This window comes from Paenibacillus sp. IHBB 3054 (assembly GCF_051594305.1).
Lineage (GTDB): Bacteria > Bacillota > Bacilli > Paenibacillales > Paenibacillaceae > Paenibacillus_AQ.
Genome location: NZ_JBOFBG010000017.1, coordinates 79,257 through 96,724, shown reverse-complemented (window position 1 = coordinate 96,724; position 17,468 = coordinate 79,257). Strand labels below are relative to the sequence as shown.

The 17,468-nt window shown below is 51.9% G+C and carries 15 protein-coding genes and 1 pseudogene; 5 read left to right on the top strand and 11 right to left on the bottom strand.

The features are described from left to right. Window positions 1-5 precede the first annotated feature (5 nt). Window positions 6-752 carry an IclR family transcriptional regulator gene (locus ACQ76X_RS19010; protein WP_438495441.1) on the bottom strand — a complete coding sequence of 249 codons (747 nt, stop codon included), beginning with the start codon at window positions 750-752 and terminating at the stop codon, window positions 6-8. A gap of 288 nt (window positions 753-1,040) precedes the next feature. On the opposite strand from ACQ76X_RS19010, the gene ACQ76X_RS19005 reads away from it, so the two are divergent. Continuing rightward, window positions 1,041-2,081: an alpha/beta hydrolase gene (locus ACQ76X_RS19005; RefSeq protein ID WP_438495440.1), complete on the top strand. Its 1,041-nt coding sequence runs from the start codon at window positions 1,041-1,043 to the stop codon at window positions 2,079-2,081. A gap of 258 nt (window positions 2,082-2,339) precedes the next feature. Continuing rightward, window positions 2,340-3,515, top strand: coding sequence for a Fe-Mn family superoxide dismutase (locus ACQ76X_RS19000; RefSeq protein WP_438495439.1), 1,176 nt, complete (start codon window positions 2,340-2,342; stop codon window positions 3,513-3,515). Between the two features lie 90 nt (window positions 3,516-3,605). On the opposite strand, the gene folE is transcribed toward ACQ76X_RS19000, so the two are convergent. The 5 genes and pseudogenes from folE to ACQ76X_RS18975 all read right to left on the bottom strand — a co-directional run bounded on the left by folE (window position 3,606) and on the right by ACQ76X_RS18975 (window position 7,609). Continuing rightward, window positions 3,606-4,199 carry a GTP cyclohydrolase I FolE gene (gene folE, locus ACQ76X_RS18995; RefSeq protein WP_038585568.1) on the bottom strand — a complete coding sequence of 198 codons (594 nt, stop codon included), beginning with the start codon at window positions 4,197-4,199 and terminating at the stop codon, window positions 3,606-3,608. A gap of 50 nt (window positions 4,200-4,249) precedes the next feature. Then, window positions 4,250-4,501, bottom strand: a complete 252-nt coding sequence (locus ACQ76X_RS18990) for a YneF family protein (protein WP_038585565.1) — start codon at window positions 4,499-4,501, stop codon at window positions 4,250-4,252. Window positions 4,502-4,604: 103 nt separating this feature from the next. After that, window positions 4,605-6,372, bottom strand: a pseudogene (queG, locus tag ACQ76X_RS18985) (tRNA epoxyqueuosine(34) reductase QueG). Window positions 6,373-6,390: 18 nt separating this feature from the next. After that, window positions 6,391-7,008, bottom strand: coding sequence for a signal peptidase I (gene lepB, locus ACQ76X_RS18980; protein ID WP_438495438.1), 618 nt, complete (start codon window positions 7,006-7,008; stop codon window positions 6,391-6,393). 181 nt (window positions 7,009-7,189) lie between these two features. Then, entirely contained in the window at window positions 7,190-7,609 is a 420-nt protein-coding gene (locus ACQ76X_RS18975) for a GNAT family N-acetyltransferase (protein WP_438495437.1), read from the bottom strand. Between the two features lie 597 nt (window positions 7,610-8,206). On the opposite strand from ACQ76X_RS18975, the gene ACQ76X_RS18970 reads away from it, so the two are divergent. Next, the gene (locus ACQ76X_RS18970) at window positions 8,207-8,815 is read left to right on the top strand and encodes a superoxide dismutase (RefSeq protein ID WP_340895018.1); all 609 of its coding nucleotides are present in this window, start codon (window positions 8,207-8,209) and stop codon (window positions 8,813-8,815) included. 764 nt (window positions 8,816-9,579) lie between these two features. Here the strand turns inward: ACQ76X_RS18970 and mutY are convergent. After that, window positions 9,580-11,010 carry an A/G-specific adenine glycosylase gene (gene mutY, locus ACQ76X_RS18965; RefSeq protein ID WP_438495477.1) on the bottom strand — a complete coding sequence of 477 codons (1,431 nt, stop codon included), beginning with the start codon at window positions 11,008-11,010 and terminating at the stop codon, window positions 9,580-9,582. Between the two features lie 108 nt (window positions 11,011-11,118). After that, a complete protein-coding gene (acpS, locus tag ACQ76X_RS18960) occupies window positions 11,119-11,511 on the bottom strand; it encodes a holo-ACP synthase (RefSeq protein WP_076112806.1) in 393 nt (130 codons plus the stop codon). Between the two features lie 267 nt (window positions 11,512-11,778). Between acpS and ACQ76X_RS18955 the strand changes: the two genes are divergently transcribed. Next, a complete protein-coding gene (locus tag ACQ76X_RS18955) occupies window positions 11,779-12,597 on the top strand; it encodes an alpha/beta hydrolase family protein (protein WP_438495436.1) in 819 nt (272 codons plus the stop codon). 115 nt (window positions 12,598-12,712) lie between these two features. On the opposite strand, the gene nadE is transcribed toward ACQ76X_RS18955, so the two are convergent. The 3 genes from nadE to ACQ76X_RS18940 form a co-directional block, all read right to left on the bottom strand. Then, window positions 12,713-13,522: an ammonia-dependent NAD(+) synthetase gene (nadE, locus tag ACQ76X_RS18950; RefSeq protein WP_438495435.1), complete on the bottom strand. Its 810-nt coding sequence runs from the start codon at window positions 13,520-13,522 to the stop codon at window positions 12,713-12,715. 105 nt (window positions 13,523-13,627) lie between these two features. Continuing rightward, window positions 13,628-14,062: a BrxA/BrxB family bacilliredoxin gene (locus ACQ76X_RS18945; RefSeq protein WP_038585544.1), complete on the bottom strand. Its 435-nt coding sequence runs from the start codon at window positions 14,060-14,062 to the stop codon at window positions 13,628-13,630. A 160-nt stretch (window positions 14,063-14,222) separates the two neighbouring features. Further along, window positions 14,223-15,731 carry a two-component system sensor histidine kinase NtrB gene (locus tag ACQ76X_RS18940; protein WP_438495434.1) on the bottom strand — a complete coding sequence of 503 codons (1,509 nt, stop codon included), beginning with the start codon at window positions 15,729-15,731 and terminating at the stop codon, window positions 14,223-14,225. A 398-nt stretch (window positions 15,732-16,129) separates the two neighbouring features. Here ACQ76X_RS18940 and ACQ76X_RS18935 point away from each other — a divergent pair, with 398 nt between their 5' ends. After that, window positions 16,130-17,392 carry an NAD(P)/FAD-dependent oxidoreductase gene (locus ACQ76X_RS18935; RefSeq protein WP_438495433.1) on the top strand — a complete coding sequence of 421 codons (1,263 nt, stop codon included), beginning with the start codon at window positions 16,130-16,132 and terminating at the stop codon, window positions 17,390-17,392. The last annotated feature ends 76 nt before the right edge of the window (window positions 17,393-17,468 follow it).

Sequence of the window (17,468 nt, the reverse complement as noted above, 5' to 3'; positions counted from 1 at the left end):
CCCGATTAACCCATCATCAATCCCATTTCTGCTGCATTTTCCGTGAGAATCACTGCATATTCCTCCAGAGTTTCCCGGGACAATCGGCTGACAGGTCCTGAAAGGGAAAGGGCTGCCACCACGCTGCCGTTGCGGCCTATAATAGGTACAGCCACTGCAGCAGCCCCTGGTTCCCGCTCCTCGAAGCTGGTCGCATAGCCCCGGCGGGTAATTTCCTTAAGCTGCTCCAAGTATAGGCTTCTATCTACAGTTTCCGGCCAAGCCGGATCTGCCAGCAGCCGGATCTGCACTTCATGCGGCGCATAGGCGGCCAGCACCTTGCTGGAAGCGCCAACAGATAAGGGCAGCCGGGCACCAATCTGTGCCACCCGGCGGATTGCCTGCCGGCTCTGCACAGCCTGAATGCGCACACGTTCCAGACCGTCGCGCAGATAGAGGCTGACCGTCTCTCCCAGCCGGTCGCGCAGCCGCTCCATCGCCGGAAGCAGCAGTGCCGCCGGTTCATCCAGCGTCGGCAGATGGGTCGACAGCTCCCAAATCCGCATACCAAGCCGGTATTTCTCGGTACTTTCATTGCGCATCAGAAAGCCCTTCTCCTCCAGGGTAGTGAGCAGCCGGTGCACTGTACTCTTATGTAGGCTGATTTTGGCGGCAATCTCAGTCAAGCTTAGATCATCATTCTCCTTCGTAAAACACAGCAATATATCCAGCGCCCGTTCTACAGCGCGTACGGTCAGTTTACGATCCTCCACAGCAATCTCCCCTTACCTGTTTCATTAAATGAAACCCGGTTACATAATTGTACATAGTTAATTCTATCTTAGAGCAAAAGCCCAAGGAAAGTCCAGTATATTAGCTGACAGGAAAAGGCTGGGCCGCACTTTACAGTTAGATTACAAAAACGGTGAATTCATTGACTTTATGAGAGCGTCCCCATACGATTAAACATATGAATTAATTATGCCGATACAAATGGAAATAGTTCATAACATGAAGCAGTTCAGTTTGATTTTGACTTTGCGATTTTAGGAGTGGATCTTATGGATCTGGCAACCCACCGTACCGGCAGACCGGTCTCACGCAAGACTAAGGAGGATAAGTCAGACATCGCCCCCAACCTTTCACTGGGGATGATTCGTGTTAAACATATTGTAGTCGCATTGCTGCTGTCCGTATTTTTCTTCTTTGTGTTCTGCTTCATTGCCCTGCATGGCTATATTGCCTGGGTGCTGTCTAATCCGACAGTGGCTCCCCTGTACTCCAACCCTTCACTGGCCAAAGGGCTGGACTATGAAGATGTGACCTTTCAGGCGCATGACGGAAGCCGGACGATTCAGGGCTGGTATATCCCGTCCAAGGACTCTACCAAAACCATTGTCTTCAGTCATGGCTACGGCGCCAACCGCGAGGAATCCTGGGTACCGATGTATGATCTGGCCCATTATGCCCATAGCCTGAATTTCAACGTCGTCATGTTCGACTATGGCTTCGCTTCCCAGACCAACAAGGATATCGCTACCGGCGGCAAAAAAGAATCCCAGCAGCTCTTAGGCGCCATACAGTTTGCCAAGGACCGGGGAGCCAGAGAGATCGTCGTTTGGGGCTTCTCCATGGGCGCTGGCACAGCGCTTCAGGCGGGGCTAGTTACCGAGGACGTCGATGCGATGATTCTGGACAGCACTTTTTTGCTGGAGCCGGATACCCTTTACCATAATATCAAGCAAAATATCGATCTTCCCCGCCAGCCTTCCCTGGAAATTATGGAGCTGCTCTTCCCGGTACTGAATGGCACAGGGCTGAATCAAATTCCATATTCCAAGGTAAAAGCTGAAGACTACCCTTTCCCCGTTCTGTTCATGCACGGCACGAAGGATGACAAGGCGCCATACCCGATTGCCGAAGAGCTTGCGGCCAACCAGAGCAACCCGTACTCGGATTCGTGGATCGTCGAGGACAGCCACCATGAACTGCTGTTCCGCGAGCATCCCCGTGAGTATCTGCGCCGTGTTTCCGCTTTTCTGGGCAATGTGCATTTGGCCAAGAGCCAGGAGAATGAGCAGACTTCCATTGCCGGCAAATAACCTCACTAAGACATCATCTTTTTTCAAAAATAATAGCGTGCAGAATGTATTCATAAAATACAACTCTGCACGCTATTTTTTTTGTTTAGCTGCTACCGCCTTAGCAAAGCCCTTATACATGAATCAGCCGCCCCTTTGCAGTCTGCAGCTTTGCACTTAATCCATTCAAAGATGTTCTCTCCAGGCAAGGCCACATAAGACACTGCTTCCGCTCATATAATGAACCGTTTAAGATATCGGACGGGAGGACTGCATGTAATGTTATATGTATACGGGCCGCTGCTGCCAGCACGAATACTCGAAGAAACTGTATTTTGGAAGACCCAGGAGAAAGAGCATACCGAAGTCATCAAAGCAATTGTGCCTCAATTGGAAGAGCCTTATGTCAAACTGCTGGATGAATGGGCTGTCGTCTTTGGTGCCACAGAGCAAGCCGCACGACGGCTGCTGGAAACTTCGCTCACTCCGGCATTTGCCGGACAGCGTGAACTTGCTGCCGAAACAGAGCTGCTGCTGCAGACGGTCTGTTCCCAGTCGCGTGAGTTCATCCGCCAGCTATACGCACTGTGCGAAAGCAGCAAGGCAGTGAAAGCCCAGCCGCTGGCTGCTATTGTACTGCTGCATATTATTCGCGAGTCCGAGTATTTCCTTGCTGTTCTGGGGGGGCTGAGCACGCCCGGACAGTTATCCGTTCTAATGCGGGAAAGCGCAGCGGACCCTGCGGAGTTTGCGTCTGTAGCTTCTGCAGAGGGCAGCGGCAACGGGTTTGGGCCGGCAACCCTGGCAGCCCAAACCCGCGAACCCGGTTCTGTGCCTATAGGCGGGCATAAACTGCCTCCGCTCCCTTATGCTTATAATGCGCTTGAACCGTATATCGACGAGAAGACCATGACCATCCATCATGACAAACATCACCAAAGCTACGTAGACGGACTGAACAAAGCAGAAATTAAGCTGGCGGAAGCCCGCAAAACCAACGATTTCGATCTCGTCAAACATTGGGAACGAGAGCTTGCCTTTAATGGTGCCGGGCATTATCTTCACACCATCTTCTGGAACGTAATGTCTCCACAAGGCGGCGGACGTCCGACCGGCGCCTTGCTGGACGCCATTGAACGCAGCTTCGGCAGCTATGATGCCTTTAAAGCGCAATTCACCGAAGCAGCGAACAAGGTTGAAGGCGGTGGCTGGGCTATTCTTGTCTGGAGTCCGCGCAGCCGCAGACTGGAAATCCTCACTGCTGAGAAACACCAGAATTTGTCGCAATGGGATGTTGTGCCGCTGCTCGCCCTGGATGTGTGGGAGCATGCCTATTACCTCAAGCATCAGAACAACCGCGCCGCCTATATTCAAGACTGGTGGAAGGTCGTCAATTGGCCTTATGTCTCACAGCGTTATGCCGCCGCCCGCAAGCTGGTCTGGCAGCCCTTTTGAGATTTTCGAAATAAACAGAGCCCTGCTCTCATCTAAAGTGAAAGCAGGGCTCTGTATGTGTACAAATCCGGGAGAATCTCCCCTATCAACCTATTCCTTGATCAAAGCCAAAAACTCCGCGCGTGCGGCAGCATCCTCACGGAAGCTTCCTCTCGTCGCCATGGTCACCGTCTTGCTGCCGGGCTTCTTCACCCCACGGGCACACATGCACAGATGCTCGCCTTCCACGACGACCATGACCCCATGAGGATTCAGTACCTCTGTCATGATGTCGGCAATTTGAGTCGTGATCCGCTCCTGCACCTGCAGACGCCGGCTAACCGCTTCAACGAGACGGGCCAGTTTGCTTAGTCCGGCAATACGCCCGCTTGGGACGTAGCCGATATGCACTTTGCCGAAGAAAGGAGCCATGTGATGCTCGCATTGGCTGTAATAGACGATATCCTTTACAATGACCAGCTCTTCGTGAGATTCATCAAAAGTTACACCAAGCGCCTCTCGGGGATCTATTGAATAACCGCCAAATATCTCCTCGTACATCCGCGTGACCCGTGCCGGTGTTTCCAACAGCCCTTCGCGGCCGGTGTCCTCTCCGATTAACTCCAATATCTTCTCAACATGGTACTCGATCTGCTCGCGGTTCACCGAGACCTTGCCGTTTACGTATTCCTTGATGCCCCCCATGAAACCTCCCCCTTCCGCACCCGCGTATACCTTCATCTATCCGGGCCGTGTTACTTGCCCTTGCGCCGCTGCCCTTTGTTTGCAACAGGAGCACGTCCAGGCTGATTATTGTTCTTCATCATTTGCTGTGCACGCTGCATTTGCTTGCCGTTCAGGTTGTAACCCATTTGCTTCGCAACCTTCTGCAGCATTTCCGGATCATTTTGCATCGTTGTCATTTGTCTGCGTAGATAATATACACCGATAAAGAATCCGCCGATCAGACCAACAACAAGCGTAATAATAGGCCATACAATATTCATCTGGAATCCACCTTTGTACTCAATTGTCTGCAGCGCCCGCTGCGGGCATGCGAATCTATCATAGCATTTCAAGAACTGGACAGCAATTGGTAAATCCCATGAGTCAGAAGAGGTAGTTTCCGGTGTCATCCGGGAGGGCGTGCTCTGCTTCGAGCTGCAGCAGCCGGGTCTTGATCGCAAGGCCCCCGGCGTAGCCGACCAGCGTTCCTCCGGCACCGATTACCCGATGGCACGGCACAATTACCGGAACAGGATTGCGGTTATTAGCTCCACCTACAGCGCGCACAGCCTGCGGATTGCCGATCCGCACAGCAATATCCTTATAGGAAGCGGACTCTCCGTAGGGAATACCACGCAGCGCCTCCCATACCTGAAGCTGGAAGGCTGTGCCACGCATATCCAGAGGCAGCGTGAAGTCCTGCAGTCCTCCGGCAAAATATGCCTCAAGCTGTGCTATAGCCTGCTTCAGCCGGGACTCATCTTCGATTAATATCACGGTTCCAATCTGTACCTTGAGCCATTTCTCCAGGTTCTCCCGGCTCCCGGCAAATGTCCCGAATTCTATAAGACATAATCCCGCCTCTGTTGCACATAAGGTCAGCGGGCCAATCGGTGATTCCATTTCACTGTAATACACAGCAGTTTCAATTCCCGGACTGTTCCCCGCCAGCTTACTCATTGCTCTCCGTCTCCTCCCGCTTCAGCAGCTTGTCCAGTGCCCGTTCAAGCATCTCCCGGACCTGGTTGTCCTCTTCAGCCAACAGTGCCTCTTCAACAGCCGCTAGCGCCTCTCCGCCGCCAATACGCCCCAGCGCCCAGGCCGCAGTCCCGCGCATTTCCGGGCGTGGCTCCCGCAGCACAATTTCGGTCAGCTTCGGTACAGCGCCAGCCTCTTTGAAATTGCCAAGCGCGATAATCGCATTGCGCTGGATCGGCTTCTTGCCGCGCCAGGCCGCCGAACTGCTGCCGAATTTCTCCTTGAACTCACGATTACTGAGCTCAAGAATCGGCAGCAAAAGCGGCTTGACGATCTCCGGATCAGGCAGCAGCTCCGGACGGTGGTTCCAGTTCTTCCCGCGATTTTTCGGGCAGACAATCTGGCAGGTATCGCAGCCGTACAGCCGGTTGCCGATCTTGGTCATATACTCATCGCTTAAGAACCCTTTGGTCTGCGTTAAATACGAAATACAGGCCTGGGCGTTAAGCTGCCCCGGGCCAACGAGTGCCCCGGTAGGGCAAGCGTCAATACATTTCGTACACTCGCCGCAGCCTTCCTCCACGGGTGCATCCGGGGGAAACGGAATATTCGTCACCATTTCCCCAAGATAGATCCATGACCCCCACTTGGGAGAGATGATCGCACAGTTCTTGGCACTGAAGCCGATTCCTCCCCGCTCCGCTACAGCCCTGTCTACCAGCACACCAGTATCCACCATACTCTCCAGCACGGCATCCGGCACACGCTCGCGGATAAAAGCCTCCAGCTTCCCCAGCGCTTCACGCAGCACATGATGGTAATCCTGGCCCCAGGAAGCCCGGGCCAGAATCCCCCGGCGTGCACCCGGCTCAGATTTGGGCGGATTCTCCATCTTGGAAGGATAGGCCACCGCAATGGCCAGAATGGATTGCGGCGTCTCACCGGACGGAAGTGCCGGAATAGTCCTCTTATCCAAATCAGGCTCTTCAAAACCGGATTCATACCCCTTGTCCCGGTGATCCTGCAGGATGTTTTTTAAATATAGAAACGGCTCCGCCGTCGCAAACCCGATATCATCTATGCCCAGCGCCGGAGCAGCAGCCTTGATCTCCGCCTTGAGATCTTCCCATATGGAAGGCGGCGGAGCATAGGATGACTGAGTTTTAATGTTCATTTCCGCCTTCACCTTCTCTTATAATGAATTCAGTTTGGAGAGCGGCCACCAAATATAAACTGCCTTGCCGACAATACTCTTCTGCGGGACGGTGCCAAAGTAACGGCTGTCCTTACTGGCTCCCGCATGCCGGTTATCGCCCATCACAAAATAGCTTCCCTTTTCGACAGTCAGCCCCGAAAAATCAGGATCCTGAATTTCCGTATCAATATAAGGCTCATCGGCCATTTCTCCGTTAACATACAGTTTATGTCCCTGCACCTCTATGAAATCACCGGGTATCCCAATGACGCGTTTCACCAGATATTCCTTGCGGTCCGGGCCGGTGCTGGGATCATGCAGCACAATAACATCTCCCCGAGACGGGTTCGCAAAGCTCAAAGTGATCTTGTTAATGATCAGTTTCTCGCCCTCAATCAGCGTAGGCTGCATGGACTGGCCGACCACAGTAGATATATTGAAAATAAATATATTCAAAAGCGACATGAACCCAAATACAATTGCCGCGGTGATTACCCAATCCCGCAGTTCTAGAATCCATCTGTTTCCCGGCTGCAGTTTGGAACCGTGATGTGTGACAGATCTGTATCTTTGCTTGCGGCTTCGCATGAATTCCCCTTCAAGCTCCCGGTCCATATGCCACCTTCTTGCCCAGATTAGTAGATCAAGTCTATAACAATAGAAAAGCATATCTCCCGGCCATTTGCAATGGACTCCGTGGAGATATGCTTTAGTATAATGGATCAGACTATGCAAGTCGCTATAGTTCTCTATTTAGTAAATGTTTCCGCTTACGCAGCGCCCAAGATAAAGGTCATTATCCGACGATGCTGAGCTTCCGTACTGATTTGAAGATTTGATTCTCGTCATATCCCATAGCTTCATACAGCGGCAGTGCGAAGGAATTGTGCTCATCAACGGCTACGAAAATACCGCTGACCTTACGCGCCTGAAATCTGTGTTCCATCGCCGATACAAGACTTCTGCCGATTCCTCTGCGGCGGTAGTCGGGATGAACGGCAATCCGGAAATAACAGCCATGGTTCTTCTCGATTGTACCTATCAGCGCACCAACAATTTCTTCTTCATCCTCAGCAACTACAATGAGATCTGAATCCCAAGAAAGCTGTCTGGAGAAGGGCTCGATCGTGCTTTCAAAACATTCTTCCGATAATGCGCTCTGCAGCAGTTCAGTCACAGGGGTAACGTCGCTTAATTGAAAGGAACGAACGTGCATTCTTTAAAATCTCCCTTTTCTATGGCTTAGAGTTTAACAAAAAGAAGGAGTTCCCGTAACAGTATAAAGAGGAAAAAAGGCATCAGAAAAGCAAAAATGGATGAATTTCGAGGATGTTGTCGAATCCATCATTTCAAGCAGCTTTTCTTGCGATCAAAGAAGTATTAACCTAATGTAAAATGGTCGGTAACTTCTCTAATCTCCAAAAACCGAGGAATACCTGCTTTTGACTCTATTAAAGCACACTTTTCTCGCGATATCACCATTTTTCTTTTGAAAGCGCTTGATATGAAGCGTTTTCATGAAACATGTTTACATATTTTCTTTATAAAGGTAAATTCAAAGGTATAAAAGCAAAGTCTCCACGGAATTCTATAAGTTTAACACAGCATTTACACTTCCGGTCAGGTTTGTTAGATCGCAACTTTTTAAACGTTTATGTTTGTTTAATGTTGCATTATTGTTCCAGATACGGTTTAATAAAAGTATCTTATCGGATATAACCAATAAGAGGCATTGGAAATAAGGGGTTTTGACGTCAAGACTGCCAAAATTCTTTATCTATACAATTCTAATAAACTCAGGAGGGATTTTTCCATGGCATTTCAATTACCGGCACTTCCTTATCCGAACAACGCTCTTGAACCGCACATCGACGCATTGACGATGGAGATTCATCATGACAGGCACCATAATACTTATGTGACGAACCTGAACGCCGCTCTGGAAAAAGCACCTGAACTTCAAAACAAGAGCATCGAAGAGCTTCTCACCGACCTGAACGCTGTACCTGAAGCCATCCGCACTGCTGTTCGCAACAACGGTGGTGGACACGCCAACCATACCCTGTTCTGGGAAGTCATCGGACCAAACGCCGGCGGCGCACCTACAGGTGCACTGGCAGCTGCGATTGACAGCGAGCTGGGCGGATTCGACAAATTCAAAGAAGATTTTGCTACTGCAGCAACTACTCGTTTCGGCAGCGGCTGGGCTTGGCTTGTGGTTAAGGACGGCAAACTTGCTGTAACAAGCACACCGAACCAAGACAACCCAATCAGTGAAGGTGCTACTCCAATCCTCGGCCTCGATGTATGGGAGCATGCTTACTACCTGAACTATCAAAACAAACGCCCTGACTACATCAAAGCCTTCTGGAATGTAGTAAACTGGGAAGAAGTCGGCAAACGTTACGAAAGCGCGAAGTAAGGAACTGCGGCGACATCGCCGCGCCTCGCTCAGCCTACTCTAATCTATAACTCAAACGGCCCCGCCCTTTTTAAAGGACGGGGCCGTTGCTGTACGCAGGGTGCGGTGTCCAGCTTACACCTTATCCCTAGATCTGAAAACGGCTGCGCCGTGTCCGGTCAGGACATGGCGCAGCCGTTTTTCATTGATAGGCCCGAAGTTGATGCGGCAGCGTACGCTTAGCGCGCTACAGTAGCGAATGTTTTTGTACAAACCAATTGTTATTTAGACTGAACTTGATCCGTAGCGCTTATGTCTGATTGCTATCAGGCATTTTTATGTGATTGCACTTTCTGCAGTAGAATGCTCATTGCTCAGCAATAAATGACATTCTGCTGTATTTTGCACAACAGATTTCTGGATTTATCGCCAAAAACGTCTATTCCACTAGATTCTGCTGTACAGAGTGCAATAGATTCTATTTTCCGGCTAATTTAGGGGTCATCTGCTGTAAAAAGTGCAACAGAACTGCGTCTCGGAACTGAACCTGAAGGGGATGCGAGTTGGATCAGCTGCAATACGGTTAGAAAATTAGACTCTGGACGTCATCTGTGCCCAGGTTTCCTTGATAAGCCGTTCCGCTTCATTACCTGCACGCGCTCACTCTCTAAGGTAATCTTGCTTCGCTCCGGTTCGCCCTAGAACCCCATTTCGTACCGCCTGTTCTGCCAGCTTATTCAGTTCTATTGCCCCTATTCCCCTCATCAAGCCACTCTTCTCCGGCCTTACAGCTTCTGTGCTTCCAGCTCATCGAAATAATGGTTAAGCAGCTTCAAAAAAACGTTCGGAAAGGCGTAGTTCGCCATGTCCTCGCGGTTGATCCACCGCACGGCTCCGGCATCCTCCGGATTTCCGCTGCCGTCTGCGAACTGCTCGACCGGGCTGTCTGCGGCGGGGAAGAGATCAACCGCATACGCATCTGGCGTGTCCATGGCGCGCACAACACTGGCTGGCGGCATGCCTGAGGCCAGTACAGCACCAGCTTGCGTGCCATCTGCGGGAGCAGCACCGCCTTGCGTGCCATCTGCGGGTGCAGCACCAGCTTGCGTGCCATCCGTGGGCACGGCGGCAGCCGCGTTCCCGGCCGCGTATGCCGCCCGTCCCTCCGCCGCCAGCGGCAGCGCCGGGGCGTCCTCTTCCCTGCAGCGGTACACCTGCAGGGTCCACACGATATGGCTGAACGTATGTTCCGCAGCCATCCAGTGCTCTTCAGGCCGGGCGAAGATCCCGGCCTGCCGCAGTGACCGGCGCAGCCGGTCCAGCGCTGCCGCCTCAGGCAGCAGCGCAGCGGAAGCGCCGCCCTCCGCAGGCGGCGCCGGCCAGTGCGGCAGCTCCCACATGCGGGCCAAAAGCCCGCTGGATGGCCGCTGCCGGATCAGCACCCGGCCCGCGTGCTCGCCGCGGCCCGTAACAAGGGCCGCCAGCCGCTCCTCGGGGCGCGGCGGCTTGGCCTTGGTCTTGACGGGCAGCGAAGTCTCGCAGCCCGCCAGGCGCGCGGCGCAGTGCTCCATCACCGGGCAAGGCAGACAGCGCGGTGATTTCGGCGTGCAGACGAGCGCCCCGAGCTCCATTAGCGCCTGGTTGAAATGCGAAGCCTCCCCCTCCGGGATCAGCTCCGCCGCCAGCCGCTCCATCTTCACCCGCGTCGGCCCCTTAGCGATGTCATCCTCCATCAGGAAATAACGGGACAATACCCGCATCACATTTCCGTCCACCGCAGGTTCAGGCCGGTTGAACGCAATGCTGAGAATGGCTCCTGCCGTATAGGGGCCAACCCCTTTAAGGCTGAATACGGCATCGCGGTCATTCGGAACCATTCCGCCGTATTGTTCCTTCACCTGCCGCGCCGCATGCTGAAGATTCCGTGCACGGGAATAGTAACCAAGACCCTCCCAGCATTTCAGCACATCCTCCTCCGGTGCGTCGGCAAGCGATTCCACCGTAGGAAACCGCTCAATGAAGCGGTTGAAATACGGAATAACCGTATCGACTCTCGTCTGCTGCAGCATAATTTCCGAAATCCAGATATAATACGGATTACGATGGCGCCGCCAAGGCAAATCACGTTTCTGCCCATGGTACCATTCCAGCAGATTACGGCTGAAAAACAACTTGGTTTCCTGCTGCGCTTGCTCCTGTTGTTCATGCGTTGTCATCATTTATTCTCCTTGATTCTTTATATTCACTTCACACTGGCATCAGTGGAGTCACGGCCCGTCAGTTCATTCAAGTCCCATGCTGTAAGCTCCAGCTTTCCTTGCCGCTCAAACCCTCCGTTCCATTACCGCAAAGGTCGAAGCCAGCTCACGGCTGTGGGTAATGGTAAGATGAATGAGGTACTCCCGGCCTTTCAGCCGGAGCCGTTCCCAGGCCTCCTCCGAGAGTGTAACTATCGGTTTGCCATATGCATCCGGCAGGATCTGAATATCCTGAAACCCCACTTCCCGGCCGATGCCGCAGCCCAGCGCTTTCACAACCGCTTCCTTGGCCGCGAACCGTCCGGCTATGAACTCGGCAGCGTTGCCGCCCCGCCGCTCCAGAAGCTCAAGCTCTGCCTCTGTAAGGATGCGCCGGATAAACTTCGCTCCAGATCCTTTATTCATTAATGCTTCAATCCGCTGGATTTCCAGCACATCATGCCCGATCCCGTATATCAAAATCCCACGCTCCTTATGGACGTGCAGTCATAAACCGCTTCAATCTGATAGCTATCCTTAATAGCTTTGTTAATGGTATGATCTTCATATACATTGTCCGTAAATCATATAGATTATAGTTGTCCCGGATTCTTTCTGCTATCTTAAAAGAAAAAACCGCCGAAGTCTATCCTGCTACTTCCCTCATCATGAATCTTAACCACAGAATCTCAATTCTATATTAAGAAGACATAATAATCTCTGAAGCTAAAGAGAGGGGAATCGACCATGAACCGCAATTTTCAATTGCCTGCCGGAGAAGATGCCGTCCTGCGCTGCTCACATTTTCCTGCTCAAGGCAAAGCCAATAGTTTGATTGTTATTGCCCACGGGTACAAGGGCTTTAAGGATTGGGGAATGTTCCCTTACCTCGCAGCCGCGCTCAGCCAGGAGCATGAAGTGATCTCCTTCAATTTCTCCCATGCGGGAATCGGTGAGGATCTGCAGAATTTCACCGAGCTTGAGAAGTTCGCCCGCAATACCTATAACCGCGAGATCAAAGACATGGAGATCCTGCTCTCCTATCTCAGCCAGCATCATAAATTTGGCAGCCTGCCCTTATTCCTGCTGGGTCACAGCCGCGGCGGCGGCGATTGTCTGCTTTACGCACTGGACCACCCGGAGGAGATTGCCGGAGTCATCTCCTGGAACGGAATCACCGATCTGGATCTGTTCACAGATGAACAAAAACGCGAAATGAAACAAAGCGGCCGGACTCATGTACTCAATGGCCGCACGGGTCAGCAAATGCCGCTCGATGCCGTCATTATTGAAGATTTAGAGCGGCAAGCCGAGCGCTACAATCTTCTGGAGCGAATGAAAACTGCCGCTTTCCCCGTTGTCCTCATTCAGGGGACCCAGGATAGCGAACGGCTGCGCCGCGGCTCGGAGCAATTGGTCAACCTCCGGCCCGATATAGAGCGGGTGCAAATTCCGGAGGGCAATCATACCTTTGGCAGTGTCCATCCTTTTGCCGGGACCACTCCGCAGCTGGAACAGGCGATCGACGCTACCCGCGAATTTATCCGCAGCGTACTGGCCGGATAACCGCCGGCCCGCCGCCAACGGAAGACCGCCATATCATATAATACTACACACAAAACCGCCGGAAAGTCTGAGTATGCACTCAGATCTCCGGCGGTTTTTGTATAAACCTCTCCTTCTAGATGCCCGGTATTACATTGCGCTTGTGCGCCGTTCTCCGGTAATACGCTTCCAGTTTCCCGGCAACCTCAGGGCTGACCTGTTTGCCCTCCAGATAGTCGCTGTTGTCATCATACGTAATACCCAGCTCGGTTTCATCCGTCTGTCCGGGCCAGAGGCCGGCCGTCGGTGCTTTGGTCACGATATCCGCCGGTACTCCCAGATAGGCTGCAAGCTGGCGTACCTGGCGCTTGTTCAGCGAGCTCAGCGGTGTAATATCGACTGCGCCATCGCCCCATTTGGTGTAAAACCCGGTGATGGCCTCGGAAGCATGATCCGTTCCCACTACCAGCAGATTATTCTCGAAGGAGAGTGCGTACTGCATAACCATGCGGGTTCTCGCCTTCACATTTCCTTTGCCCTGATGTGTAATGTGACGGTGCTGGTCCAGCGCTTTCAGGCTGTGTTCAACCTCAAGTGCGATCTCATTTACAGCTTCTTCAATATTGGTCTCAACCTTATGTGTCAGTTCAAAAGCTTCAGCCACCGCGTAGCTATGCTCGATATCCTCCTGAACACCGTAAGGCTGGAATACGCCAAGGGTGATGTACTCCTTGCCTTCTTCTGCGGTCAGCTCATCGGTTGCCCGTTTGCACAGGCCTGTTGCCACCGCACTGTCGACCCCGCCGCTGATCGCAATGAGCAGCCCTTTTGCTCCTGCCTGCCGTACATATGCTTTCAGAAAATCGACACGCCTCCGTACCTCTGCCTCTTCATCAATGGCCGGCTTTACGCCGAGGGCAGCAATAATCTCTTCTTGCAAGCTCACAAACCACACCCCGTTTCATCACTTTGAACATATAAATTATATTTTGAAAAAATCCCGCAGCAGCCGGATTGCCGGCCACCGCGAGATCCTATGAATTAACCGCTATTACTGGCACAAACGGTTGAATACTTCCTTCAATTCAGCAGCAATTTCGGCAGCTGAACGGTCTTCTACCCCATGACGCTCAATAAAATGAACAAGCTCTCCATCCTTCATCAAAGCGATAGATGGTGAAGAAGGCGGATATGGAGCGAAGTATTCACGTGCTTTAGCAGTGGCTTCCTTCTCCTGTCCGGCGAACACGGTGAACAGATGATCCGGCAGAATTTCGTTCTGCAAAGCTTGGGCTACACCAGGACGGCATTGGCCGGCTGCACAGCCGCATACAGAATTGACGACAACGAGCGACGTCCCCTTTGCGGTTGGAAGAGTGGTTTCCACCTCTTCTGGAGTCAACAACTCCTGGAACCCGATACTTGTCAGGTCATCACGCATAGGCTGAATTGAATCTCTCATATATTGATTAAATGACATGGACATTCCTCTGCACTCTCCTTTGCCTTATAAAGTGTTTGGTCAGGCTGCATTACAGCAGCACTTACTAACTTTATTATACATGCATACTCTGTGAAAGCAAGGGAGGGACCTGCTGCTGCAGCGGAGCCCATCGTCTGTGACTTGTGCCTCTATCAAGGGACGTTCACTTCAGCAGCCTAGTCGTTGCTGCACTTTCTTCCTTCTCAAAAGGAAAAGATACGGTGAACACTGTGCCCACGCCCTCCTGCGATTCAACCGCAATCTTTCCGTTATGCCGCTCGGCAATACTCAGACAAAGCGATAACCCGAGCCCGGTTCCATGATTTTTTGTTGTGAAGAAGGGGACAAATAAATTCTCAATCTGGCTTGTTGAAATTCCGCCTCCAGTGTCCTTAATCATCAGCTCAACTCTATCCTCATTCACACGTGTCTCCAAGGTCAACACCCCCTTCGGGTCCATGGCCTCCATCCCGTTGCGGGCCAGATTAAGGACAAGCTGCTTAATCTCCCTGACATTCAGCATCAGCAGAGGCAATGACGGGTTTAGCCGGAGTTCAATGCTCTGGCCCCGGAGATTGGCATCCGCCCAGATCAAAGGACTCAGCTCTTCTACTATAAGATGAAGCTGCACCATTTCTTTATCCGATACACGGGTCTGTGCGAGTGACAGAAAGTCATTGATGATGGCGTTGGCCCGGTCCAGCTCATCCATCACGATCTGGTAGTATGAATCCAGTTCTCCCGGACTCTTCTCTCTCATAAGCTGGAGAAATCCGCGAACGACTGCCATGGGATTGCGGATCTCATGCGTGATGCCTGCAGCCATCTGTCCAACCAGCGTTAGCCGCTCTACATTATCAAGCTCGCTGCGGAGCTTCGCCTCCTCGGTCAGATCCTGAACGATCATCACAATGCCGCCAGGAATTCCGGAATCCCGCAGCAGAGGCTCCGTATAAATTTGATATGTACTCGTTGCACATTTAATTTTGGCATTGGTGCGCTGTTTGCTGCGGACGATGTCCTCCAGCCGGGAATAGGTCTGCTCGTCAATATATTTTCTGAAAAGCTGGCCTGCAGGCTGGGACATTATAGTCTCCCTTGTCAGTTCAGGATAATGGCGATGAATCAGCTTGAGCATAAATTCGTTAAGTTCTGTCACATACCCGCTGTCATCCATCGACATAATATTCAGCTGTACTGCGTCGGTAATTTGCTGAAGCTTCTCTGATTCCAGCTTGAATTTCTCGGAGATTCCCTTCATCTGCTCCTTGATTTGAAGCCTATCCCAAGCGGTTTCGATGCAAAATATAAATAATCCGCCGAGCATAATGGCAATAAACAGATATACCGTTACCAGCAAGGTATCTGCCGAAAGAGTTTCATATATATTCCTGCCGTTCATTTTGGGCATGAGCACAATAAAGAGCATGCTGGGGGCCAGAATAGCCCATAGCATGCCTATCTTCTGAACAATCTTTCCCTTCTTAAAAGGCCGGACAAAGCTAAACAATAGCGGAAACATAAAAACCCCAGTATTAACTACCATATTGCCGATTCCCGGTGGTACCGAAAACAGAGCCGTGCAGAGCATAAAAAAAGCAGCCAGGCTTATCCCGGAGCGGAAATTCCCATATAATATACCGATATAAGCGGGCAATATAGCCAAATTCAAATAAACAACCCCGAATAATGTTGTTGAGAAAATGGTGCAGAGGGTAATGCTAATGGCACAGCAAATAATCAGCAAAGCCTGATCATCCGGAAATTGCCGATTTCTGCGTATTATGTGGCTTTGGTCCAGCCACCATTGGAATAGAAATATAAAGGAACTGGCAGATAAGATTTGCAATAAAATATCCTTTACCGCATCTAAAATTGCAATCACTCCCCAAGTTGGACAAATTACCCTTTCCCCTTAGATTAAAGCACAGCCGGGCTTTTCTGACAACGATAATCACATGCGGGTTCCACAGGTCTGGCTACACCGCGGCCGGAATGGTATGATGCCGTTAGTAGAACACCGAAAATGCTGAAATTCGCTATACCTTGAGCATGTAAAGGAGCAGATTCATGAGCAACTATGATGTGATCGTCATTGGAGGCGGCCCCTCCGGACTGATGGCCAGCGTGGCCGCCGCGGAGCACGGCGCCTCCGTATTATTGATTGATAAAGGGGCTAAGCTGGGCCGGAAGCTGGGAATCTCGGGCGGTGGGCGCTGCAATGTAACCAACGTCAAGGAAACTTCCGAGCTTATTGCCCATATCCCGGGCAACGGCCGCTTTTTATACAGCGCGTTTGATCATTTTAATAATCGCGATATTGTAGATTTCTTTGAAAATTTGGGCATCGCCCTGAAAGAGGAAGACAACGGGCGGATGTTTCCCGTGTCGGACAAGGCCTCCAGCGTCGTTTCCGCTCTAATCGGCAAAGTTCGCAGCCTGGGTGTGCAGATTATGACAGATAGCCCGGTGCAGGAGGTGCTGTACGGAGACGGTAAAGTAGAAGGAATCCGCCTGAAATCAGGCAAGGGGGTTGCCGCTGGCGCTGTCGTAATCGCCACGGGAGGCAAATCTGTGCCTCAGACCGGTTCCACCGGGGACGGCTATCCTTGGGCGATCACCGCCGGACATACAATTACGGAGCTGTTCCCGACGGAAGTGCCCATTGTTTCTAGGGAGGAATGGATCAAATCAGGGGAAATTCAGGGGTTGTCCTTGCGGGATGTGACGCTGAGTGTCTGGAATCCCAAAGGCAAGAGGGTGATCTCCCACCGGGGAGATATGATCTTCACTCATTTCGGGCTGTCCGGCCCGATTGCGCTGCGGTGCAGCCAGTTCCTGCGACAGGTCCAGCGCAAATCCGGAACGGACACAGTTGAGCTGTCCATCGACCTTTTTCCCGACCATCACCCGCAGGAGGTGGAGTCCCAGCTGCAGAACAAGCTGGAATTGGAGCCTAAGAAGGCCATCCGCAATTCCTTGAAAGGTTTGATTCCGGAGCGCCTCATTCCGCTGCTGCTGGCCAAAGCCGGGGTGGACGGAGACATCACCGGCCATCATCTTCCCAAAAGCGCCTTGCAAGCGCTGGCCGCCCTTCTGAAACGGATGCCGGTCTATGTTCACGGCACCCGGTCTCTGGCTGAAGCTTTTGTTACCGGCGGAGGTGTCAATCTGAAGGAAATCGATCCCAAGACGATGGAGTCTAAGCTTATGCAGGGACTTTATTTCTGCGGTGAGGTGCTGGATATTCACGGTTATACCGGCGGCTACAATATTACCGCTGCTTTCTCCACAGGTTACACAGCGGGCAAACATGCAGCTGGACAGCATTAGAAGCAAGGGGGCGTCCACCGACTAGGACTACTAAACCCGCCAAGTTATCGCCCATGCCGGGCGAACATTTAAAAAC